Genomic DNA, 21,462 nt, shown 5'->3' on the forward strand with positions numbered 1-21,462 from the left:
TCAGTAGCAGCCTACCGCCTGCTTGTCGCCCCAGGCGATGAACTCCGGGATGATGAAGCCGGTGTCGCTGCGCTGACCGAATCGGAGCTCGCCGCCCCCGCCGTCGGTCACCTTGCCGCCGGCCGCGGTCACGACCGCGCAGCCGGCCCCGACGTCCCATTCCGAGGTCGGCCCGAAACGGGGATAGATGTCGGCGCTGCCTTCCGCGATGCGGCCGAATTTCACGGCCGAGCCGCACGTCATCCTGACGGCATGGGGCCTGTCGGCGATGAACGCCTCGCTTCTGGCATCGCCGTGCGAACGGCTCACTGCGGCGATCCAAGGCTCCCCGCGCGTCGGCAGCTTGCGGGTGCGGATCAACTCGGCGGCGGCGATCGTCGCGCCGTTGAACCTCACGCGCTCGGCGCCGCGGCCGACGATGCCGCGCCAGAGCAGGCCGAGTGCGGGTGCGGAGACGATGCCGAGCAGCGGCACGCCGTCCGTCACCAAGGCGAGGTTGACGGTGAACTCGTCGCGGCCGGCGAGGAACTCCTTGGTGCCGTCGAGCGGATCGATCAGGAAGAAGCTGCCCTGGAACGGCGGGGAGGCGAGCTGGGTCCGCTCCTCCGACAGCGTCGGAACGTCGCCCGCGAGCTGCGCGAGTCCGTCCGCGATGATGCGGTCGGCGGCAAGGTCGGCCTCGGTCACCGGCGAGCCATCCTGCTTGCCGTCGATCCGCATGGCCGCGCGGTTGACGGCGAGGATCGCTTCGCCCGCCTTCACCACCAGCGCAGTCAGCGGCTCCATCAGGCCGGCAGCGGCCGCTCCGTCAATGATCCGCTTCACCTGGATGCCTCATCTGTCGGCAATATCGTTCCTCATCCACTGATTCGCCCCGATCGATTCGCTTGGGGCTTAGGGCCGCCTCGAGCCGATCGCAAGCTAGCTGCCGCGGGGTTGCGAATGTTAGAACCCGCAGCATCCGTCAAGCATGCGTGATTCGCGGCGTCCAGCGCCGTGCAAGGAACCCTCCAGGACCCCATTATATGTCTGACGCTTCGTCGCCCGCGACCACTGCCGCTCCCGATATGCTCGAACTCGCCGCGCTGTTGTGCTCGCGGGTCTGCCACGATCTCATCAGCCCCGTCGGCGCCATCGTCAACGGGCTCGAAGTGCTCGACGACGATCCCAAGCCCGAGGATCGCGAGTTCGCGCTCGACCTGATTCGCAAGAGCGCCAAGACGGCCTCCGCCCGGCTCCAGTTCTGCCGCCTTGCCTTCGGCGCGGCCGGCTCCTCCGGCGCGCAGATCGATCTCGGCGATGCCCACACCATGGCGAAGGGCCATATCGAGGACGGCAAGTGCTCGATCACCTGGAATCTGCCGCGGCTGCTGCTGCCGAAGAACCGCGTCAAGCTGCTGCTCAACATGCTGGTCGTCGCCCAGCACACGATCCCGCGCGGCGGCATGCTGACGGTCGATCCGGTCGGCGAGGGCGAGGCGATGAGCTTCCGCATCACCGCGACCGGACACAATGCACGCCTGCCGCAGAACATCTCCGAGCTCCTGAGCGGCGAGCGCGGGCCGGCTGCCGATGCGCATGCGATCCAGCCTTACTATACGCGGCTGCTGGCGCAGGCCTGCGGGCTCACCGTGACGCTCAAGCCGGAAGGCGAAGCCATCATCGTTACCGCTTCGTAAACGGCGCGTCGCGCCCGACCTCTTAATCTATTCTTTACGAGGCGCTTCGGCTTGTCCGGAGCGCCTTATCTCTTTGTTGGTGCCGTTCTTTTGCACATACTCAACCAATATTAAACGCTTTGCGGTGAAGCTGGCCCCATTCCGAAATGGCGCATCACGCCTCGTGCGCGCCTTTCCTGTATGAAGGCCTGTTTTCATGGATGATCTGTTGCGGGAGTTTCTGACGGAGACCAGCGAGAGCCTGGACACCGTGGACAATCAGCTGGTGAAGTTCGAGCAGGAGCCGAACAACGCCAAGATCCTGGATAACATCTTCCGCCTGGTCCACACCATCAAGGGCACCTGCGGCTTCCTCGGCCTGCCGCGGCTGGAAGCGCTGGCCCATGCCGGCGAGACCCTGATGGGCAAATTCCGCGACGGCATGCCTGTCACCGCCGAGGCGGTGACGGTGATCCTGTCCTCGATCGACCGCATCAAGGAGATTTTGGCTGGCCTGGAGGCGACCGAGGCCGAGCCGGAAGGCAACGACCGCGATCTCATCGACAAGCTGGAGGCGATGGTCGAGCAGGGCATGGCCGCCATGGCGGCAGGCAGCGCTCCCGTCGCCGAAGCTCCGCCGCTGGTGCCGGAAGCGCCCACCGCTGCAGCCGCCCCCGCCAAGGAGATGACCATGGGCACGCTGGTCGATCAGACCCTGGAGCGCCCCTTGCGTCCGGGCGAGGTCTCGCTCGACGAGCTCGAGCGCGCCTTCCGCGAGACCGCGATCGAAGTGCCCGCGCCCGTTGCCAAGGCCGAGGTCAAGGCCGAGCCCGCGGCAGCTGCTGAAGCGCCCGTTGCCGCAAAACCCGCCAGGGAAAAGGCCGCGCCGAAGAAGTCGATGGCCGACGAGATGGCGGGCGAGGGCGACCGCATCGCCAACCAGTCGATCCGCGTCAACGTGGATACGCTGGAGCACCTGATGACCATGGTCTCCGAGCTGGTCCTGACCCGCAACCAGCTCTTGGAGATCTCCCGCCGCAACGAGGACACCGAGTTCAAGGTGCCGCTGCAGCGCCTCTCCAACGTCACCGCCGAGCTGCAGGAAGGCGTCATGAAGACGCGCATGCAGCCGATCGGCAATGCCTGGCAGAAGCTGCCCCGCATCGTCCGCGACCTCTCATCCGAACTCGGCAAGCAGATCGAGCTCGAGATGCACGGCGCCGACACCGAGCTCGACCGCCAGGTGCTCGACCTGATCAAGGACCCGCTCACCCACATGGTGCGCAACTCCGCCGATCACGGCCTCGAGACCCCCGCCGAGCGCCTCGCCAGCGGCAAGGGCGAGCAGGGCACCATTCGCCTGTCCGCCTATCACGAGGGCGGCCACATCATCATCTGCATCGCCGACAACGGCCGCGGCCTCAACACCGAGAAGATCAAGGCCAAGGCGCTCTCGTCCGGTCTCGTCACCGAGGCCGAGCTCGAGAAGATGAGCGAAGCCCAGATCCACAAGTTCATCTTCGCGCCGGGCTTCTCCACTGCCGCTGCCATCACCTCGGTGTCGGGCCGCGGCGTCGGCATGGACGTGGTCCGCACCAATATCGACCAGATCGGCGGCACCATCGACATCAAGTCGGTCGCGGGCGAAGGAAGCTCCGTCACCATCAAGATCCCGCTGACGCTCGCCATCGTCTCGGCGCTGATCGTCGAAGCCGCCGGCGACCGCTTTGCGATCCCGCAGCTCTCGGTCGTGGAATTGGTCCGCGCCCGCGCCAACTCCGAGCACCGCATCGAGCGCATCAAGGACACCGCGGTGCTCAGGTTGCGCAACAAGCTGCTGCCGCTGATCCATCTGAAGAAGCTCCTGAAGATCGACGACGGCGCGGCCTCCGATCCCGAGAACGGCTTCATCGTGGTGACGCAAGTCGGCAGCCAGACCTTTGGCATCGTCGTCGACGGCGTGTTCCACACCGAAGAAATCGTGGTCAAGCCGATGTCGACAAAACTGCGCCACATCGACATGTTCTCCGGCAACACCATTCTGGGCGATGGCGCGGTCATCATGATCATCGATCCCAACGGCATCGCCAAGGCGCTCGGCGCCGCCGGCTCCTCGGCCCATGGCATGGGCGACGAAGCGGCCGGCCATCACATCGGAAGTGGCGAGCAGACCACCTCGCTCTTGGTGTTCCGCGCCGGCTCGTCGCAGCCCAAGGCGGTCCCGCTCGGCCTCGTCACGCGCCTGGAGGAGCTGCCGGCCGACAAGATCGAGTTCTCGAACGGCCGCTACATGGTGCAGTACCGCGAGCAGCTGATGCCGCTGGTGGCCATGGAAGGCGTCACCATCGCTTCCCAGGGCGCCCAGCCGATCCTGGTGTTCGCCGACGACGGCCGCTCCATGGGCCTCGTCGTCGACGAGATCATCGACATCGTCGAGGAACGGCTCAACATCGAGGTCGGCGGCTCCTCCTCCGGCATTCTCGGCTCGGCCGTGATCAAGGGCCAGGCCACCGAGGTGATCGACGTCGGCCACTTCCTGCCGATGGCGTTCGCCGACTGGTTCACCCGCAAGGAGATGAAGCCGTCGCTGCATTCGCAGTCGGTGCTACTGGTCGACGACTCGGCCTTCTTCCGCAACATGCTGGCGCCGGTGCTGAAGGCGGCTGGCTACCGCGTCCGCACCGCGCCGACCGCGCAGGAGGGCCTGGCAGCACTGCGCGCCCAAAACTTCGATGTGATCCTGACCGACATCGAGATGCCCGACATGAACGGGTTCGAGTTCGCGGAAGTCGTCCGCTCCGACAACAACCTCGCCGCGACGCCGATCATCGGCCTGTCGGCGCTGGTGTCGCCGGCGGCGATCGAGCGCGGCCGTCAGGCCGGCTTCCACGATTACGTCGCCAAGTTCGACCGTCCCGGCCTGATCGCGGCGCTGAAGGAGCAGACCGCGGGCGCCGCCGGCGCCTCCGAGCTGAGCCGGGCGGCCGCGGCTTAAACCGTAAGCGGCATGGACCAGGAGACACTGAAATGAGCAAGAAGACCCAGTCCGCTGAAGGCGCCATGGTCGAGTACGTCACCGCGATGATCGGCGGCCAGCTGTTCGGCCTGCCGATCTCCCGCGTCCAGGACGTGTTCATGCCCGAGCGCGTCACCCGCGTGCCGCTGGCCTCGCGCGAGATCGCCGGCGTTTTGAACCTGCGCGGCCGCATCGTCACCGTGGTCGACATGCGCTCGCGCCTCGGCCTGCCCAAGGACGAGGACGGCAAGACCGCGATGGCGGTCGGCGTCGACCTGCGCGGCGAATCCTATGGCCTCCTGATCGACCAGATCGGCGAGGTGCTGCGCCTGCCCGAGGACGGCAAGGAAGAAAACCCCGTCAACCTCGACCCCCGCATGGCCAAGCTCGCCGGCGGCGTCCACCGCCTCGACGGACAGCTCATGGTCGTCCTCGACGTCGACCGCGTCCTCGAGCTCGCGCCCGAGATGATGGCGGCCTGATACGGCGGCATTTGCCGCCGAGGGACTTGCGATTGGAAGTGCCCCCGCAAAGGGGGGAAGGAAGCAGAGGTTCACATGCGAACTTGTCTCGTCGTTGATGATTCCAGCGTCATCCGAAAGGTTGCGCGCCGGATCCTGGAGGGGCTCGACTTCCAAATCCTCGAAGCCGAGGACGGTGAGAAGGCGCTGGAGGCCTGTAAGCGCGGCCTGCCGGACGCGGTGCTGCTCGACTGGAACATGCCGGTCATGGATGGCTACGAGTTCCTCGGCCATCTCAGGCGAATGCCCGGCGGCGACCAGCCCAAGGTGGTGTTCTGCACCACCGAGAACGACGTCGCGCATATCGCGCGCGCTCTGCACGCCGGCGCCAACGAATACATCATGAAGCCGTTCGACAAGGACATCGTGACGGCGAAATTTCAGGAAGTCGGCCTGATCTGAGCGATCGCCCGGAGGCTGAACGGATCCTTCGGCGCTTGTTTTCAACTGAACCGTTTCAGTCTGAGTTGGTGGGTAATGAGTGTTGCGTTCGCAGGTAATTCGACCACGGGCACGTCGCGCGAAACCGGGCCGCTGCGGGTGATGATCGTCGACGACTCGGTCGTCATCCGCGGTCTGATCTCGCGCTGGATTGGTGCCGAGCCCGACATGGAGGTCGCGGCCTCGCTGCGCACCGGGCTCGAGGCGGTCAACCAGCTCGAGCGCATCAATCCCGATGTTGCCGTGCTCGACATCGAAATGCCCGAGCTCGATGGCCTCTCGGCGCTGCCGCAACTGCTCGCCAAGAAGCGCGATCTCGTCATCATCATGGCTTCGACCCTGACCCGCCGCAACGCGGAGATCAGCTTCAAGGCCTTGTCGCTCGGCGCGGCCGATTACATTCCCAAGCCGGAATCGACGCGTGAGGCGTCGGCCGCGGATATCTTCCATCACGACCTGATCCAGAAGATCCGCCATCTCGGCGCCCGGCTGCGTCGCAAGTCTGCGGTTGCGAGCCCGCCGCTGGCGCCCGCGAGCCCGGCTCCCGTCGCGCGCAGTCCTGTCGCGCGGCCTGCCGCGCCTGCGCCCGCTCCGGCCCCCTCGTCAGGCTCGGTGTCAACGCGTCCGTTCTCGACCCAGGCGCCCAAGGTGCTGCTGATCGGCTCATCGACCGGCGGGCCTCAGGCGCTGATGGCGCTCGTCACCGAGCTCGGCCCGGTGATCGATCGCTTCCCGGTGCTGATCACCCAGCACATGCCGCCGACCTTCACCACCATCCTGGCCGAGCATCTGGCGCGCTCGAGCCGCCGGCCGGCGGCTGAGGCGGTCGACGGCGAGCCGGTGAAGCCGGGACGGATCTACCTCGCACCGGGCGGCAAGCACATGCGCGTCACGCGCAGCGGCGCCGATCCTGTGATCGCGCTCGACGACGGCCCCGCCGTCAATTTCTGCAAGCCTGCGGTCGATCCGCTCTTCACCTCCGCCATCGACGTCTGGCACGGCAACATCCTCTCGGTGATCCTGACCGGCATGGGCTCGGACGGCATGCGCGGTGGCAAGGACATCGTCGCGGCCGGCGGCAGCGTGATCGCGCAGGACGAAGCCTCCAGCGTGGTCTGGGGCATGCCCGGCGCGGCGGCCAATGCCGGCATCTGCGCGGCGATCCTGCCGCTCAACCAGATCGGCGCCAAGGTCAACCGCCTGTTCGCGGGAGACCGTTCGTGACGCCCGCCGATTACGACTATCTGCGCAAGTTCCTGAAAGAGCGCTCCGGTCTCGATCTCTCCGCCGACAAGCAATATCTGGTCGAAAGCCGGCTGCTGCCGCTCGCCCGCAAGGCAAGCCTTCCCGGCATCCCCGACCTCGTCCTGAAGATCAGGAACGGCGACGGCCGGCTTGCGACCGACGTGGTCGAAGCGATGACCACCAACGAGACGTTCTTCTACCGCGACAAGATTCCGTTCGATCACTTGCGCGACACCATCCTGCCGGGCCTGATCCAGGCGCGTGCGGCGCGCAAGTCGATTCGCATCTGGTCGGCGGCCGCCTCGACCGGGCAGGAGCCCTATTCGATCGCGATGTGCGTGAAGGAGATGGGCGCGGCGCTCGCGGGGTGGCGCATCGAGATCGTCGCCACCGATCTGTCGCAGGAGGTGCTGGAGAAATCCAAGGCCGGCCTCTACAGCCAGTTCGAGGTGCAGCGCGGCCTTCCGATCCAGCATCTGGTGAAATACTTCACGCAAACCGGCGAGCTCTGGCAGCTCAACGCCGACATTCGCGCCATGGTGCAGTTCCGCCAGCTCAATCTGCTGCAGGACTTCTCCCATCTCGGCACGTTCGACGTGATCTTCTGCCGCAACGTGCTGATCTATTTCGACCAGGACACCAAGGCGGTGATTTTCGAGCGCCTGGCGAAGGCGATGGAGGCCGACGGCACGTTGCTGCTCGGGGCGGCCGAATCCGTCGTCGGCATCACGGACGCGTTCCGCCCCATCGCCGATCGCCGCGGCCTCTATCAGCTCAACCCCGCGCGCTCCGGCCGTCCGATGGGCGGATTGATGCCGCCGTCGCTCAAGATCGCCGCGGCGAGGTGAGTTCTCTTTGTCATCCCGGGCCGCGCATTAGCGCGGAGCCCGGAATCCATAACCACAGGCCATCGAAATAGGCAGGCGGTTAGACCAGGGCCATTTCATCCGACTGTGGTTATGGATTCCGGGCTCGCGACTTTGTCGCGCCCCGGAATGACAAAATCACAAAATCGCATGCGGCAAGAAGCGCGAGCGGTTGCCCGTGATCGGGCTCTCGTCCTCGCGGATCGACAGCCCGCAGGGCTCGTGGTTCACCAGCCAGCTTCCGATCACCGGATAGAAGCCCGAAAAGTTCGGCAGCGGTGACAAGGCCTGACGTACGAAACCTTCGGCGCCGTACGGCCCCGTCTGCTCGTCGAGCGGCAGGCCGCCGGACACGATCGTGACATTGGCGCCTTCGCGCGACAGCAGCGGCTTGCGCACATAGGACGTGCCGAGCTCGGCGGCGCGCGGATCATCCTCGAAGAAGGCCGGCAGCAAATTGGGATGGTTCGGAAACATCTCCCAGAGCAGCGGCAAGATGCCCTTGTTGGAGAGCACCGCCTTCCACGGCGGTTCAATCCAGCGCGTCGGAGCATCCTTCAGCTTTGCGCCGAAGGTGTCCTGGAACATCCATTCCCAGGGGTAGAGCTTGAAGGCGAGCGCGATGTCGTTCTCGCCGAGATCGACGAAGCCGCCGGCCTCGTCGCGCCAGCCGACCTGCTCGATGTCGAGCAGCGTCGTCGAGAGTCCGGCCTGGCGCGCGGTGTCTTCGAGATAAGCGAGCGTGCCGGCGTCCTCTTCGTTGCCGGTGATCCCTGTGAGATGGACGTGACGGCTCCCAGCGATCTCCTTCCATGCAGCGATCAGCCGCTCGTGGATGGAGTTGAATTGGTCGGCACGCGAAGGGATGACGCGGCGTTCGATCGCCTGTTCGAGCCAGCTCCATTGGAACACCGCGGCCTCGAAGATCGAGGTCGGCGTGTCCGCGTTGTATTCGAGCAGCTTTGCCGGCGACTTGCCGTCGAACCTCAGATCGAGCCGGCCATAGAGGCTGCGGTCGTGGCGCTTCCAGCTCTCGGCAATCAGGCCCCAGAACGCTTCCGGAATCTTCAAGCGCCGCAGATGCCGCTCGTCGCCGATGACGCGGCCGGCAAGCTCCAGGCACATCGCGTCGATCTCGCCGGTCGGCGCCTCGATGCTGCGCTCGATCTCGTCCAGCGTGAAGCCGTAATAGGCGCGCTCGTCCCAATAGCGCTCGCCGTCGATGGTGTGGAAGACGAAGCCGCATCGTGCCGCGGTCTCTCGCCAGTCGTCGCGCTCCAGGCAAGTGATGCGCTGCATGGATCAGCCGCCGCCCGAGAAGCCGTGGCCGAACGAGCCGAAGCCGCCGCGGCTCACGCTGCTGTGGCTGATATCGGACGACGTTCCCGACGAGGTATGGCTGGAGGAATCGCCGCTGAACAGGCTCGATCGCGACGACCAACGCGAGCTGCTGCCGCCCGACGAACTGCTGCTGCTGCTGGTGCAGGTCGTGGTCGTCTGCCCCGGCACGGTGCCGGGCGTGGGCTCGCAGTTCTGCCGCGGCATTAAGGTATAGGCCGTGGTGCCGACGGCGATCGTGCCCATCACCAGCAGCGCGACGTGGCCGGAGCGCTTCACCGGCGGTCGCGGCGGCTCGGCGACTGGCCGGCGCTTTCCGAACTCCTTCTTGGTGGGTTTGTCGGCCATGTCAGTAGATCATGCTGGCGGCGTTGAGTAGTCCCGCGGCGAGCGAGGACAGGCCGAGCCAGATCGCGGGGGCAAGCTCGCCGTCATCGATGCGCCTCGACAAGTCCGGCACCGGAACCTTGACGAGATAGAACACGATGACCTGCACGATGAGCGCGATCGTCGCCCAGATCAGGCAGTCCAGCACGTTGGCCGAATGCGCGATGGCGCTGACCAGCGGCGCCACGAAGCCGAGCAGGCTGAGCCCGAGCGCGATCGCCGCGGCCGGCTGGTTGTCGCGAATGAGCTGGAATTCGTTATGCGCCGTGATGCGGGTGTAGACGAACAGATAGGCCACGATCGCGATCAGCCCGGTGCAGAAATAGACCAGGAAGGCGGGCAGGCCGGCGAGTGATTGCAGGATCATCGTTCCCCCATCGTGCAGCGACCATTCGTCGGCAGGGGAAGGCTAGTGGTTCAAACGTTAAGCTTCCGATGAAGCGTCCCCCAAAAACGAAAACCCCGCCATTTGCGGCGGGGTCCAGGCTGGGAGGAGCGAGCCTGACTGGGCTCGCGACGTAAACCCCAGGGATCAGGCGGGGATGCGCTCGTCGGCCTCGTGCGGCTCGCGCAGCACGTAGCCGCGGCCCCAGACGGTCTCGATGAAGTTGCGGCCCTCGGAGGCGTTGGCGAGCTTCTTGCGGAGCTTGCAGATGAAGACGTCGATGATCTTCAGCTCGGGCTCGTCCATGCCGCCATAGAGGTGGTTGAGGAACATTTCCTTGGTGAGGGTCGTGCCTTTGCGGAGCGAGAGCAGCTCCAGCATCTGATACTCCTTGCCGGTCAGATGCACGCGCTGGCCGCCGACTTCCACCGTCTTGGTGTCGAGGTTGACGACGAGGTCGCCGGTCTGGATGACCGACTGGGCATGGCCCTTGGAGCGGCGCACGATGGCGTGGATGCGGGCCACCAGCTCGTCCTTGTGAAAGGGCTTGGTCATGTAGTCGTCGGCACCGACGCCGAGACCCTTGACCTTGTCCTCGATGCCGGCGAGGCCGGAGAGGATCAGAATCGGTGTCTTGATCTTGGAGACCCGGAGCTGCTTGAGCACATCGTAGCCGGACATGTCGGGCAGGTTGAGGTCGAGGAGAATAATGTCGTAATCGTATAGTTTACCGAGATCGACGCCTTCTTCCCCCAAATCGGTCGTGTAGACGTTGAAGCTCTCCGACTTCAGCATCAGCTCGATCGACTGCGCGACGGCGCTGTCATCTTCAATCAGCAAAACGCGCATGCCAGTTCCCCATAGTCGCCGCTCCTGGGCGTCAGGTCGGCCGCATTCGCGGCACTCAACAAAACGCCTTTGAACAACTGATTCGGATCCTGACAACAGATGGTTAACAAAGTCTGATTCTGGAACGCAAGTCCCCCCGGTGCAATTTATGTCGAATCGCCCTAAGGTCTTGCGTACGAAGCAGCTTTCGTTACCCGATTCCGTTCAAGCTCCACTTTAAGAGACGGGCCTAACCGACTCCCGCGACTCAGCCTTCTTCTGAAGGGGAGTCACGCTCAGTCTCAAAGACAGTGACGCAATGATTAATGATGCGGGTAAACACGAAGTTAAGCGCCGTTCAGAAATATGGCGAAACTTAAGGTTTTCACCGTGATGTCCCGGGATCACCGAAGGCGACCATCTCATGAGGACCCTCATATGAAGGTGCGCTGCTGATGAAGGCCCCCCTATGAAGGCGCTGGCCGAACAGATCGGCGACATCGACGGCATCAACATCTATGGCCGCGTGGTCGGCGTTCGCGGTCTGATGGTCGAGGTGGCCGGCCCTATCCACGCGATGTCGGTCGGCGCGCGGCTGGTGATCGAGACCGGCGCCAACCGCACCATTCCGTGCGAGGTGATCGGCTTCTCCGGCAACAATGCCGTGGTGATGCCGTTCGCCGGCCTCGAGGGCGTGCGCCGCGGCTGCAAGGCGGTCATCGCCAATGCCGCCAACCAGGTGCGGCCGTCCGCGGCCTGGCTCGGACGCGTCGTCAATGCGCTGGGCGAGCCGATCGACGGCAAGGGGCCGCTGCCGCAGGGCTCTTCGCCGATGCCGTTCCGCAATACGCCGCCGCCCGCACATTCGCGCAAGCGCGTCGGCAGCCCGCTCGATCTCGGCGTGCGCGCCATGAACACCTTTCTCACCTGCTGCCGCGGTCAGCGCATGGGCATCTTCGCAGGCTCCGGCGTCGGCAAGTCGGTGCTGCTGTCGATGCTGGCGCGCAACGTCGATGCCGATGTCAGCGTTATCGGGCTGATCGGCGAACGCGGCCGCGAGGTGCAGGAATTCCTGCAGGACGATCTCGGCGAGGAGGGCCTCGCGCGCTCGGTCGTGGTGGTCGCGACCTCCGACGAGCCGGCGCTGATGCGCCGCCAGGCGGCCTACCTGACGCTCGCGGTCGCCGAATATTTTCGCGACGAGGACAAGGACGTGCTCTGCCTGATGGACTCGGTGACGCGCTTTGCCATGGCCCAGCGCGAGATCGGCCTGTCTGCCGGCGAGCCGCCGACGGCCAAGGGTTACACGCCGACCGTCTTCACCGAGTTGCCGAAGCTGCTGGAGCGTGCCGGGCCGGGATTGGGCGAGGGCGCCATCACCGCGATCTTCACGGTGCTGGTCGACGGCGACGACCATAACGAGCCGATCGCCGATGCCGTGCGCGGCATCCTCGACGGCCACATCGTGATGCAGCGCTCGATCGCCGAACGCGGCCGCTATCCTGCGATCAACATCCTCAAATCCGTCTCGCGCACGATGCCGAAATCGGCCGATCCGCAGTTCTGGCCGGTCATCCAGCGTGCCCGCCAGGTGATGGCGACCTATGCCGACATGGAGGAATTGATCCGTCTCGGTGCCTACCGCGCCGGCTCCAGTCCCGAGGTCGACGAGGCGATCCGCCTGAACGAGCCGCTGGAAGCCTTCCTGCGCCAGCGCAAGGACGAAAAGGCGTCGCTCGCGGAGGGCTATCGCCAATTGGCGCAAATCCTCGGCAATTTGGAAACGGAACGCTAACTTTGTCCGGTCATCATCCGATCCCACAGAGTAGCAGAGCCGGTCTGGGCCCCGATCGGGCCCGTGGGGTGACCGGTATCGTCCCACGTGCAGCGGGGGGACTTCTGGGGAGTACGAGTCGATGAAGTCACGAGATACCCTCATCCGCCTGAAGAAGTTTCAGGTCGACGAGAAGCGCCGCCGGGTCACCCAGATCGAGACCATGATCGCCGACTTCCAGCGCATGTCGGTCGATCTCGAACGCGAGATCCAGACCGAGCAGGAGCGCGCCGGGATCAACGATCCCTCGCACTTCGCCTACCCGACCTACGCCAAAGCCGCGATCCAGCGCCGCGAGAACCTGACCCGTTCGGCCGACGAACTCAAGGGCCAGCTCGAGGAAGCCAAGGCCGCACTGGCCGAGGCCTTCGAGGAGCTGAAAAAGGTCGAGCTGCTCGACGAGCGCGACCAGGCCCGCGAGCGTGCCGAGGAGAACGCCCGCGAGCAGGCCGACCTCGACAGCATCGGCCTGATGCGTGCCCGCATCGGCGCCGTCGCCTGAGCCGCTAGCCGCCCCTCCAGGAATTGCCAAAACCCGGACCCGCAAGGTCCGGGTTTTCGCATGTGCTGTCCACAGTGTGGCGCCGCGCCCCTTGGTGGTCGGCTTGGCCCGGCGCTATGGTGGCGGGAATGAATGCTGTGTCAGCGACGGCGGTGCCCGCCTCTCCCTTGGGAGAGGTCGGCGCGGAGCGCCGGGTGAGGGGTGACGGTTTCCCGTTGGCCCTGCGCCCCCTCACCCGATTTGCTGCGCAAATCGACCTCTCCCCGTCGGGGAGAGGTGAAGGGAAGCGACGGACCGCGGTCCAGGGGGCTGAATGCTGACGCCAGCGGAGCTGGTCGGGTTGATTGAGGCGGTGGCGAAGGGCGATCAGGCCGCGTTCGAGCGCCTCTACGCCGCCACGCGCGCGAAACTCTATGGCGTCGTGCTCCGTATCTTGCGCAGGCAGGATCTCGCGGAGGAGGTCATTCAGGAGACTTACGTCAAGATCTGGAGCAGCGCCGGCCAGTTCAATCCGGCCCTGTCCTCGCCGATCACGTGGATGGCCTCGATCGCGCGCAACCGCGCCATCGACATCGTCCGCAAGAAGTCGGAAGCCTCCATCGAGGAAGAGCCTCAGGCGATGGAGGTCGCGGCCGAAAGTCCCGATCCGCTGGCGCGCCGCGAGATGACCGAGGAGCTGAAGCGGCTCCTGGAATGCATTGGCCGGCTCGAGCCGGACCGTCAGAGGCTCGTGCTGCTCGCCTATTACAACGGCTGGAGCCGCGAGCAATTGGCGGAGAAATTCGCCGCGCCCGTCAACACGGTGAAGACGTGGCTGCGGCGCAGCATGCTGGATATCCGGGAGTGCCTCGGACTGTGAGCGCTAGGATGATGAGGGTGGTTCTGGACTGCAATTGATGGCCTACACGGAGGACCATATCGCGCTCGCCGCGGAATATGCGCTCGGAACGCTCGGCGCCGACGAGCGCGCGCAGGTCGAGACCATGATGGCGGTGGACCCGGCGTTCGCCGAGGTCGTGCAGGCCTGGGCCTATCGGCTCGGCGTGCTCAACCAGATGGTCGGCTCGGTCGAGCCGCGTCCGATCGTGTGGGAGAACATCAGGGCGGAGATCGCGCGCACGACCGCCGCGCAGGAGCCGCCTGCGCCTGCCGAAGCTTCGCCGCCACCACAGCCGCCTGTGCCCGAGACGTTCTCGCTTCGACCTGCGGAGTCTCCGCCCGAGAGCTCGCAGCCGCCGGAGATGCTGCAGCCCGAAGCCGGGCCGACTGAGGCGCCGCGTCCCGATCCTGATGCTCTTCCGGACATCGCGCCGCAATTCATCCCGCAAGTCCATGCGCCGGATGCCAACGTCGTCCGTGCGCCCCAAGCGCCGCTCGCCGACGACAGCAATGTGATTCGACTCGAGGGCCGGGTGAAGCGCTGGCGCACCGTCGCATCGGTGCTCAGTGCGCTCGCGGCTGCGCTGCTCGTGACGCTGTCGCTGCAGATCTTCCTGCCCGATGCGCTGCCGAGCGCCTTGCGTCCTCCGCCGCGCATCCAGACGGTGGAGGTGAAGACGCCGGCCGCGCCGCTCGCCGCCTCCGCGCAATATGTCGCGCTGCTGCAGGGCCAGGGCGGCGGCCCCGCCTTCATCCTCACCATCGACGGCGCGACGCGGAATTTCACGGTGCGGAAGGTCGGCGCGACGCCGGAGCCCGGCAAGAGCTTCGAGCTCTGGCTGATCTCGGACAAGCTGCCGCGCCCGCGCTCGCTCGGCGTGATCGGTGCCGGCGATTTCACCGCGCGTCCACTGCTCGCCTCCTACGATGCCGAGGTCGTCAATAGCGCGACCTTCGCCGTCACCGTCGAGCAGGCGGGCGGCTCGCCGAACGGCCAGCCGACCTCCGCCCCGGTGTTTTCCGGCAAGCTGATCGAGACCGTGCCGCCGTCCCAACCGCAGGCGCCCGCGCAGAAATAGGTGCCACGGCGACTGTCGCCACGGTCCATCCCGCTGTCGCAGCCCGACAAGTGCCCCCGAATCCGCCCCCGATTTGAACCTCCGCTCGCTCCGCGGCGTCAAATCCCCGGAATTTGAAGTCGGTGATGCCGGAAAGGGCGAGAAAATCAGATGGATGCAGCGAGAACGCCGGGCATCTTCCTTCACCAATATGCAGGCCTGCCGCACGGTCCGGCCTTCGAGCATTGGCGCGAGCGGGCCGTCGGTCGCTGCGGCCTCGATATCGGGCCGAGCCATGGCGACAGCATCGATTGCCGGCTGCAGATCAGCGTCGTCGACAACATCACGCTCGCCATTCCGGAAGGCGCCTCGGCGCAATATTCCCGCACGCAGAGCCAACTTGCCGACGGCAGCGACGATCTCGTCCTGATCGCGGCCCACGCAGGGCTCGTCCGCGTCGGGCAGAACGGCCACACCGTCGAGCTCGCGCCCGCCCAGATGGTGCTTGTCGACATGAGCGTGACCGGGACCGTCGGCCACACCGAGGCCGACCGCTTCACCAGCATTCGCATGCCGCGCCGTGCACTGCTCGACATCAATCCGCGCGCCGAGGACAAGCTCTCGCAGGTGCTCGTCGACGGCGCGGTCGCCGAGACCATCTTCCGCTACCACGCGATCGCCGCCAATCACGCGCCGCATCTCGATGCGGTCGGCCAGCGCCTGACCGCGCAGCACATGGTCGATCTCGTCGGTCTCCTGCTCGGCACCGATGCCGAGCACGCAAGCCGCGCACGCGGTCGCGGGCAGGCGGCGGCGCGCCTCGATCTCATGCGCGCCGACGTGATGGCCGCACTCGGCCGCAACGATCTCTGCCTCGCCGAAGTTGCGACGCGCTCTGGCTTGAGCCCACGCCAGGCCCAGCGCCTGTTCGAGCAGGCCGGCACGACCTTCACCGAATTCGTGCTGGAGCAGCGCCTGCTCCACGCGCGCAAGCTGCTCGGCGATCCCCGCGCCAGGATGCGCAAGATCAGCGACATCGCGCATTCCTCCGGCTTCTCCGATCTGTCCTACTTCAACCGCGCCTTCCGCAAGCGCTTCGGCACGACGCCCTCGGAGCTGCGCGAGGCATAAATCGCGATTTTGTGCAGCGGCGCGGACGCCGCCGCATTTGGTCGGCGCGTGTTGTTGCGCTAGTCTGTCTCTGCGGGCAGGCCGCAGTTTTTCCTCTGGAAAGTGCAGTAGGCGGAGATGGCGCGTATCGTCGTGCTCGGCGCCGGGTTTGCGGGGTTGTGGGCGGCCATCGGCGCCGCGCGCAAGCGCGAGGAGATCGGTGCGAGCGATCGCGACATCGAGATCCGTCTCGTCGACCGCAATCCCTATCACAATATCCGCGTGCGCAATTACGAGGCCGATCTCGCCGAGGTCGCGCTTCCGCTTCCGCAATTGCTCGATCCGATCGGCGTCAGCCACGGCGTCGGCGAGGTCGAGGCGATCGATCCGGCCCGGCGCGAAATCTCGCTCGTCACCAGCGCCGGCAAGGAGACGCTGCACTATGACCGCCTGGTGCTGGCGCTCGGCAGCGCGGTGATGCGCCCCGACATTCCCGGCCTGGCCGCACACGCCTTCGACGTCGACACCTATGCCGCGGCGCTCCGCCTTGAAGATCATCTGGTTTCGCTCGGACGCAGCGCGCCGTCTCCGGGCCATTCAACGGTGGTCGTGGTCGGCGCCGGCTTCACCGGCATCGAAGTCGCAGCCGAGATGCCGGACCAGTTGGCGCGCGCAGGGATCACCGGCCGCCGCCGCATCATCCTCGTCGATCCCAATCCGAGCGTCGGCGCCAGCATCGGCGCGAACGCGCGCCCGGTGATCGAGACGGCCCTGGCTTCGCTCGACATCGAGACGCGGCTCGGCGTGCGTGTCGCCGCGATCGAGGCCGCGGGCATGCGCCTGAGCTCGGGCGAATTCATTCCGGCACGGACGGTGATCTGGTGCGCGGGCATGCGGGCAAGCCCTTTGGCGGCGAGCTTTCCGGGCGGGCGCGATTCCCTCGGGCGTCTCCTCGTCGATCCCTACATGCGCGTGGCCGATGTCGACGGCGTGTTCGCGGCCGGCGACGTCGCCTCGACCGTGATCGACGGGTTGCATCCGACGGTGATGTCCTGTCAGTTCGCCCGTCCCATGGGCCGCTTCGCCGGCCACAACGTGGTCGCCGATCTCGTCGGCTTGCCCATGCTGCCGCTGCGGATCGACTGGTACGTCACTGTGCTCGATCTCGGCGGCTGGGGCGCGCTCTATACGGAAGGATGGAATCGCGAGGTCCGTGCCACAGGCGCGGAGGCAAAGGCGACCAAAGAGACCATCAACCGCAAGCGCATCTATCCGCCGCTCTCGGGGCGCAAGGACGAGCTGTTTGCCGCGGCCGCTCCGACCGTGCAGGCGCCGCCGCCGACGTATGGGGGAAGGTAGTTGGCAGGCAGGGCCGTGCCGCTTGCTCCGTCATTGCGAGCGCAGCGAAGCAATCCAGAGTCTTTCCGCGGAGGCAAGTCTGGATTGCTTCGCTGCGCTAGCAATGACGAATTGGACGCGCGTGCGCTCGCAATGACGAGGTACCAGAAATGGGAAAGCGCCCGTGGGGGGCGGGCGCTTTCTGTAGTCGACTTGGGGTTGGGGTCGTCTACATATCCACGTGGCGACTTTGGGGGGCTGGTAAAGAGCCGCGTGAATTCACAAAACTCGTCAGATCTCCTTAGCGAACGAGGGACGCGTTCGAACTGGTGACAACGACCGGCTTGCCGGCCTTGATGACGTGGGCGGTCTGGGTCAGGCCTTCATCCGAACCCGAGCGTGCCGTGATGCCGAGGCCAGCCACCGCGACCCCTGCGACGAGGGCGACGACCACGATTTTCAAATGGGTCGCGCGATCTGCGCTGTAGATCGAGTGGTTCATGGAAGCCTCCTGCCGCCATCTACCCGAAGTAGTCGCCGGCCGTTTGAGGCAGGTTCATGCTTCCGGTGCCCATCAACCTAGTATTGGGGGGATTCGTTCCCAAGGGGCCATCACAAGGGCGTGATATGACGTGATAGATCGCGATCAAAGTCGACCCTTGATCGTTCTTTTATATAATTATTTCAAAGCTATAATGAGCCTATTGCCGGGCTTTTGAGGCCTTGGTCGACAAGGCGCCAGGAACTCAAAAACCATTTGCCTGTGGCTGAAAAACACACGGCTTCTTAAGGCAAATCAGATGCTTCCGACCGTTTTCAGCCTCGCCCTGGGGTGGATTTCGGCCTGCGACAGCACGGTGGTCTGGGCCCGGAACCGTTCCACCAGGGAGCGCACGAAGGGCCGAATGGAAGCGGAGGTGACCAGCACCGGCGCCTCGCCTTCGCGGGCGGCACGCTCGAACGCCTCGCGCACCGCGGTCATGAATTCCGAGAGTTTCGAGGGCTGCATGGCAAGGCTCCGCTCCTCGCCCTGGCCGATGATGGATTCGGCAAAAGCCTGCTCCCATTTCGCCGACAGTGCGATCAGCGGCAGATAGCCGGCGTAGGAGGTGTTCTGCGCGCAAATCTGCCGCGCCAGGCGGGCGCGGACGTGCTCGACCATGGTTGCGGGGTTGCGCGAGAAGGCGAGCGAATCCGCGATGCCTTCGAGGATGGTCGAGAGGTCGCGGATCGAGATGCGCTCGGCGAGCAGCAGCTGCAGCACGCGCTGGATGCCGGAGACCGTGACCTGGCCGGGGACGATGTCCTTGACCAGCTCGCTCTGCTCCTTCGGCAGCTCCTTGAGCAGCTTCTGCACCTCGCCGTAGGATAACAGGTCCGACATGTTGGCCTTGAGCAGCTCGGTGAGATGGGTCGAGAGCACGGTCGCGGCGTCGACGACGGTGTAGCCCTTGAGCGAGGCCTCTTCCTTGAGGCTGGCATCGACCCAGGTCGCGGGCAGGCCGAAGGTCGGCTCGGTGGTGTGGATGCCGGGCACCTGCACCTGGCTGCCACCGGGGTCCATGACCATGAACTGGTTCGGCCAGATCTTGCCGGTGCCGGCGTCGACCTCCTTGATCTTGATGATGTAGGTGTTGGCCTCGAGCTGGACGTTGTCGAGGATGCGCACCGCCGGCATGACGAATCCCATCTCGATCGCGAGCGAACGGCGCAGCGCCTTGATCTGCTCGGTGAGTCGGTCGGTGCCGTCCGGGCCGTTGACCAGCGGCAGCAGGGCGTAGCCGAGCTCGATCTTGAGGTCGTCGATCTTGAGCGCGGCCGAGATCGGCTCTTCCGTCGCGGCAGCCCCTGGCGCACCCGGCGTTCCCGGAGCGGGCGCGGCCTGGGCGGCCGCTTCGGCCTTGGCCGTCACCCGGTTGCGGTTGCGCGCGTTCCAGGCCAGCGCGCCGGCGCCGGCGCCGAGCGCGAGGAAGGGAAGAGTCGGAATGCCCGGCAGCGCCGCCAGCACCAGCATCACCGCCGAGGACATCGCCAGCGCCTGCGGATAGCCGGAGAACTGCTTCATCAGCGCCTTGTCGGCGGCGCCGGAGACGCCGGCCTTGGAGACGAGCAGGCCGGCCGCGGTCGAGACGATCAGCGCCGGCACCTGGGTGACGAGACCGTCACCGACGGTCAGCAGCGTGTAGGTGCGGCCGGCGTCGGCGAAGGACATGCCCTGCTGCGCGACGCCGATGATCATGCCGCCGACGACGTTGATGAAGACGATCAGGAGGCCGGCGATCGCGTCGCCCCGGACGAACTTGGAGGCACCGTCCATGGCGCCGAAGAAGCCGCTCTCGTCCTCGAGCTCTTTGCGCCGCTCCTTGGCGACCTTCTCGTCGATCAGGCCGGCGGAAAGGTCGGCGTCGATCGCCATCTGCTTGCCGGGCATGGCATCGAGGTGAAAGCGCGCGGCGACCTCGGCGATGCGGCCCGAACCCTTGGTGATGACGACGAAGTTGACGATGATCAGGATGGCGAAGACGATGATGCCGATGACGAAATTGCCGCCCATCACGAAGTTGCCGAAGGCTTCGATGACGTGACCGGCCGCGGCCGTGCCCTCGTGCCCGTGCGACAGGATCAGGCGGGTCGAGGCCATGTTGAGCGACAGCCGCAGCATGGTCGAGATCAGCAGGACGGTCGGGAAGGCCGAGAACTCCAGCGGCGTCTGGATGAACAGCGACGTCATCAGGATCAGGATCGACAGGGTGATCGAGATCGCCAGGAACACGTCGAGCACGATCGCCGGCAGGGGCAGGATCAGCACCACCAGGATAGTGAGGATGCCGAGCGCCAGCGCGATGTCGCCGCGCTTGAGGACGGTGACGATGTCGTTGAGGGAGGGGATGCCGGGCTTCGCGCCGCCTACGCCCTGTCCCGCGGTGACGTCGACCATGGTAGCTGCCTCCCCGCGCGCCTGCCGTCCGCGCGCCCCAAACGTCTGCGCGGCGGCCGACGGGCCGCCGTTCCGAAAGTGAGGCACCGCACTGGCGTCCACGGGAGCTCCCGTTCTACGCGGCTGACGACACTCGACTTTACCCGGCAATTTTTGCCCGGTGTATGGTTAGCAAAGGGTTAACGAGGGGGTGGGAAGGGGACGGCAGGGGATGTTTCGGGATCGGGTTGTCATTCCGGGGCGATGCGGAGCATCGAGCCCGGAATCCATCGTGCGGCGGAGTTGGTCGAGGAATGGATTCCGGGTTCGCCCTGCGGGCGCCCCGGAATGACACGGAGGGCTACTTCGCCTTCTGCATCTTGGTCACCGTGTACCCCGACGCCGCTTCCTCGGCCTCGAAGGTGATCTTGTCGCCGACCTTCACCTGCTTGAGCATCGCCGCGTCCTTGACGCGATAGACCATGGTCATGGGGTCCTCCATGCCGAGGCTCTTCGCCGGTCCGTGCTTGAGCGTGATCTTGCCGGCGCCTTCGTCGATCTTCTTCACCTCGCCGCTGATCGCGGCGCCCTCGGCGGCGAGGGTTGCAGTCGCAAGGCCGAGAGTCAGCGCCAGCGCCGAAGCGATACGGATGATGCGGGTCATGTGGATCTCCTTTCGCGTTACTTCACGGTGACCTGGCCGACCATGCCGTATTCGCGATGGTCAGGAATGAGGCACGAATATTCGAACGTGCCGGCTTTGCTGAACTTCCAGAGGATCTCGGTCGTCTTTTTTGGGGCAAGCCGCGCCGCATTGGGCTCGTCGTGCTCCATGTGCGGATGCTTCTTCATCTGCTCCGCATGCGCGAGATTCTCCTTAGGTGTGGCCAGCAGGAATTCGTGGTCCTCCTTACCGACATTGCGCAGCACGAATCGGATCTGCTCGCCGCGCTTCACCTCGATCTTCGCCGGCGTGTAGTCCATCTCGTTCATCAGGATCTCGATGGTGCGCGCGGGCTTCTTGGGATCGCCGGGCTCGCCGGCTGAATAGTTTCCGTGCCCGTGCTTGTCGTGCGCAAAGGCCGGCGCGGTCGAAAGTGCAGCCAGAGCGAGGGCGAGCTTGATCGTGGTCTTCATCG

General features: G+C 65.7%; 21 protein-coding genes. 12 read left to right on the forward strand and 9 right to left on the reverse strand.

What is annotated here, in order from left to right; translation table 11 throughout:
- Complete coding sequence (locus ACVWYQ_RS31550; RefSeq protein WP_456726814.1) at nt 1-825, reverse strand: 3'(2'),5'-bisphosphate nucleotidase CysQ family protein; 825 nt, start codon at nt 823-825, stop codon at nt 1-3.
- A 200-nt stretch (nt 826-1,025) separates the two neighbouring features.
- Here ACVWYQ_RS31550 and chpT point away from each other — a divergent pair, with 200 nt between their 5' ends.
- The 6 genes from chpT to ACVWYQ_RS31580 all read left to right on the forward strand — a co-directional run bounded on the left by chpT (nt 1,026) and on the right by ACVWYQ_RS31580 (nt 7,729).
- Complete coding sequence (chpT, locus tag ACVWYQ_RS31555) at nt 1,026-1,679, forward strand: histidine phosphotransferase ChpT (RefSeq protein WP_198399822.1); 654 nt, start codon at nt 1,026-1,028, stop codon at nt 1,677-1,679.
- Nucleotides 1,680-1,875: 196 nt separating this feature from the next.
- Entirely contained in the window at nt 1,876-4,653 is a 2,778-nt protein-coding gene (locus ACVWYQ_RS31560; protein WP_456726815.1) for a hybrid sensor histidine kinase/response regulator, read from the forward strand.
- Nucleotides 4,654-4,685: 32 nt separating this feature from the next.
- Nucleotides 4,686-5,156: a chemotaxis protein CheW gene (locus ACVWYQ_RS31565; protein WP_036036030.1), complete on the forward strand. Its 471-nt coding sequence runs from the start codon at nt 4,686-4,688 to the stop codon at nt 5,154-5,156.
- A gap of 75 nt (nt 5,157-5,231) precedes the next feature.
- Nucleotides 5,232-5,597, forward strand: a complete 366-nt coding sequence (locus ACVWYQ_RS31570; RefSeq protein WP_007600538.1) for a response regulator — start codon at nt 5,232-5,234, stop codon at nt 5,595-5,597.
- A gap of 75 nt (nt 5,598-5,672) precedes the next feature.
- Nucleotides 5,673-6,860, forward strand: coding sequence for a protein-glutamate methylesterase/protein-glutamine glutaminase (locus tag ACVWYQ_RS31575; protein ID WP_456726816.1), 1,188 nt, complete (start codon nt 5,673-5,675; stop codon nt 6,858-6,860).
- On the forward strand, nt 6,857-7,729 hold the full coding sequence (locus tag ACVWYQ_RS31580; RefSeq protein ID WP_456726817.1) for a CheR family methyltransferase: 873 nt from the start codon (nt 6,857-6,859) through the stop codon (nt 7,727-7,729). Before ACVWYQ_RS31575 ends, ACVWYQ_RS31580 begins: the two co-directional genes overlap by 4 nt.
- Before the next feature lie 156 nt (nt 7,730-7,885).
- Here the strand turns inward: ACVWYQ_RS31580 and ACVWYQ_RS31585 are convergent, their stop codons facing one another.
- From ACVWYQ_RS31585 to ctrA, 4 genes are all read right to left on the reverse strand, one after another.
- Nucleotides 7,886-9,046 (reverse strand): glutathionylspermidine synthase family protein, encoded by a 1,161-nt coding sequence (locus tag ACVWYQ_RS31585; RefSeq protein ID WP_456726818.1) that lies wholly within the window; start codon nt 9,044-9,046, stop codon nt 7,886-7,888.
- Nucleotides 9,047-9,049: 3 nt separating this feature from the next.
- A complete protein-coding gene (locus tag ACVWYQ_RS31590; protein ID WP_157285284.1) occupies nt 9,050-9,433 on the reverse strand; it encodes a hypothetical protein in 384 nt (127 codons plus the stop codon).
- A gap of 1 nt (nt 9,434) precedes the next feature.
- Nucleotides 9,435-9,839: a DUF350 domain-containing protein gene (locus ACVWYQ_RS31595; protein WP_128262757.1), complete on the reverse strand. Its 405-nt coding sequence runs from the start codon at nt 9,837-9,839 to the stop codon at nt 9,435-9,437.
- 165 nt (nt 9,840-10,004) lie between these two features.
- Complete coding sequence (ctrA, locus tag ACVWYQ_RS31600) at nt 10,005-10,706, reverse strand: response regulator transcription factor CtrA (protein WP_016848562.1); 702 nt, start codon at nt 10,704-10,706, stop codon at nt 10,005-10,007.
- Nucleotides 10,707-11,154: 448 nt separating this feature from the next.
- On the opposite strand from ctrA, the gene fliI reads away from it, so the two are divergent.
- From fliI to ACVWYQ_RS31630, 6 genes are all read left to right on the forward strand, one after another.
- Nucleotides 11,155-12,480, forward strand: a complete 1,326-nt coding sequence (fliI, locus tag ACVWYQ_RS31605) for a flagellar protein export ATPase FliI (protein WP_036011877.1) — start codon at nt 11,155-11,157, stop codon at nt 12,478-12,480.
- A gap of 121 nt (nt 12,481-12,601) precedes the next feature.
- Nucleotides 12,602-13,021, forward strand: coding sequence for a flagellar export protein FliJ (fliJ, locus tag ACVWYQ_RS31610; protein WP_025032035.1), 420 nt, complete (start codon nt 12,602-12,604; stop codon nt 13,019-13,021).
- Nucleotides 13,022-13,334: 313 nt separating this feature from the next.
- Entirely contained in the window at nt 13,335-13,880 is a 546-nt protein-coding gene (locus tag ACVWYQ_RS31615; RefSeq protein WP_157285283.1) for a sigma-70 family RNA polymerase sigma factor, read from the forward strand.
- Between the two features lie 37 nt (nt 13,881-13,917).
- On the forward strand, nt 13,918-14,979 hold the full coding sequence (locus ACVWYQ_RS31620; protein ID WP_456726819.1) for an anti-sigma factor: 1,062 nt from the start codon (nt 13,918-13,920) through the stop codon (nt 14,977-14,979).
- A gap of 150 nt (nt 14,980-15,129) precedes the next feature.
- Nucleotides 15,130-16,089, forward strand: a complete 960-nt coding sequence (locus tag ACVWYQ_RS31625; RefSeq protein ID WP_157285281.1) for a helix-turn-helix transcriptional regulator — start codon at nt 15,130-15,132, stop codon at nt 16,087-16,089.
- A gap of 117 nt (nt 16,090-16,206) precedes the next feature.
- The gene (locus ACVWYQ_RS31630; RefSeq protein ID WP_271538813.1) at nt 16,207-17,427 is read left to right on the forward strand and encodes an NAD(P)/FAD-dependent oxidoreductase; all 1,221 of its coding nucleotides are present in this window, start codon (nt 16,207-16,209) and stop codon (nt 17,425-17,427) included.
- 280 nt (nt 17,428-17,707) lie between these two features.
- Here the strand turns inward: ACVWYQ_RS31630 and ACVWYQ_RS31635 are convergent, their stop codons facing one another.
- The 4 genes from ACVWYQ_RS31635 to ACVWYQ_RS31650 all read right to left on the reverse strand — a co-directional run bounded on the left by ACVWYQ_RS31635 (nt 17,708) and on the right by ACVWYQ_RS31650 (nt 21,460).
- Nucleotides 17,708-17,908, reverse strand: coding sequence for a hypothetical protein (locus tag ACVWYQ_RS31635; protein WP_057027387.1), 201 nt, complete (start codon nt 17,906-17,908; stop codon nt 17,708-17,710).
- 294 nt (nt 17,909-18,202) lie between these two features.
- Nucleotides 18,203-20,344, reverse strand: a complete 2,142-nt coding sequence (flhA, locus tag ACVWYQ_RS31640) for a flagellar biosynthesis protein FlhA (protein ID WP_271538810.1) — start codon at nt 20,342-20,344, stop codon at nt 18,203-18,205.
- Between the two features lie 340 nt (nt 20,345-20,684).
- Entirely contained in the window at nt 20,685-20,987 is a 303-nt protein-coding gene (locus ACVWYQ_RS31645; protein ID WP_157285277.1) for a copper-binding protein, read from the reverse strand.
- Between the two features lie 17 nt (nt 20,988-21,004).
- Nucleotides 21,005-21,460 (reverse strand): cupredoxin domain-containing protein, encoded by a 456-nt coding sequence (locus tag ACVWYQ_RS31650; protein WP_157285276.1) that lies wholly within the window; start codon nt 21,458-21,460, stop codon nt 21,005-21,007.
- Nucleotides 21,461-21,462: the final 2 nt, after the last annotated feature.

Source organism: Bradyrhizobium sp. USDA 3397 (genome assembly GCF_054060965.1).

Coding starts and splice junctions, on each gene's coding strand:
- chpT (WP_198399822.1), top strand. CDS start 1,026: ATGTCTGACGCTTCGTCGCCCGCGACCACTGCCGCTCCCGATATGCTC.
- ACVWYQ_RS31560 (WP_456726815.1), top strand. CDS start 1,876: ATGGATGATCTGTTGCGGGAGTTTCTGACGGAGACCAGCGAGAGCCTG.
- ACVWYQ_RS31565 (WP_036036030.1), top strand. CDS start 4,686: ATGAGCAAGAAGACCCAGTCCGCTGAAGGCGCCATGGTCGAGTACGTC.
- ACVWYQ_RS31570 (WP_007600538.1), top strand. CDS start 5,232: ATGCGAACTTGTCTCGTCGTTGATGATTCCAGCGTCATCCGAAAGGTT.
- ACVWYQ_RS31575 (WP_456726816.1), top strand. CDS start 5,673: ATGAGTGTTGCGTTCGCAGGTAATTCGACCACGGGCACGTCGCGCGAA.
- ACVWYQ_RS31585 (WP_456726818.1), bottom strand. CDS start 9,046: ATGCAGCGCATCACTTGCCTGGAGCGCGACGACTGGCGAGAGACCGCG.
- ACVWYQ_RS31590 (WP_157285284.1), bottom strand. CDS start 9,433: ATGGCCGACAAACCCACCAAGAAGGAGTTCGGAAAGCGCCGGCCAGTC.
- ACVWYQ_RS31595 (WP_128262757.1), bottom strand. CDS start 9,839: ATGATCCTGCAATCACTCGCCGGCCTGCCCGCCTTCCTGGTCTATTTC.
- ctrA (WP_016848562.1), bottom strand. CDS start 10,706: ATGCGCGTTTTGCTGATTGAAGATGACAGCGCCGTCGCGCAGTCGATC.
- fliI (WP_036011877.1), top strand. CDS start 11,155: ATGAAGGCGCTGGCCGAACAGATCGGCGACATCGACGGCATCAACATC.
- fliJ (WP_025032035.1), top strand. CDS start 12,602: ATGAAGTCACGAGATACCCTCATCCGCCTGAAGAAGTTTCAGGTCGAC.
- ACVWYQ_RS31615 (WP_157285283.1), top strand. CDS start 13,335: ATGCTGACGCCAGCGGAGCTGGTCGGGTTGATTGAGGCGGTGGCGAAG.
- ACVWYQ_RS31620 (WP_456726819.1), top strand. CDS start 13,918: ATGGCCTACACGGAGGACCATATCGCGCTCGCCGCGGAATATGCGCTC.
- ACVWYQ_RS31625 (WP_157285281.1), top strand. CDS start 15,130: ATGGATGCAGCGAGAACGCCGGGCATCTTCCTTCACCAATATGCAGGC.
- ACVWYQ_RS31630 (WP_271538813.1), top strand. CDS start 16,207: ATGGCGCGTATCGTCGTGCTCGGCGCCGGGTTTGCGGGGTTGTGGGCG.
- ACVWYQ_RS31635 (WP_057027387.1), bottom strand. CDS start 17,908: ATGAACCACTCGATCTACAGCGCAGATCGCGCGACCCATTTGAAAATC.
- flhA (WP_271538810.1), bottom strand. CDS start 20,344: ATGGTCGACGTCACCGCGGGACAGGGCGTAGGCGGCGCGAAGCCCGGC.
- ACVWYQ_RS31645 (WP_157285277.1), bottom strand. CDS start 20,987: ATGACCCGCATCATCCGTATCGCTTCGGCGCTGGCGCTGACTCTCGGC.
- ACVWYQ_RS31650 (WP_157285276.1), bottom strand. CDS start 21,460: ATGAAGACCACGATCAAGCTCGCCCTCGCTCTGGCTGCACTTTCGACC.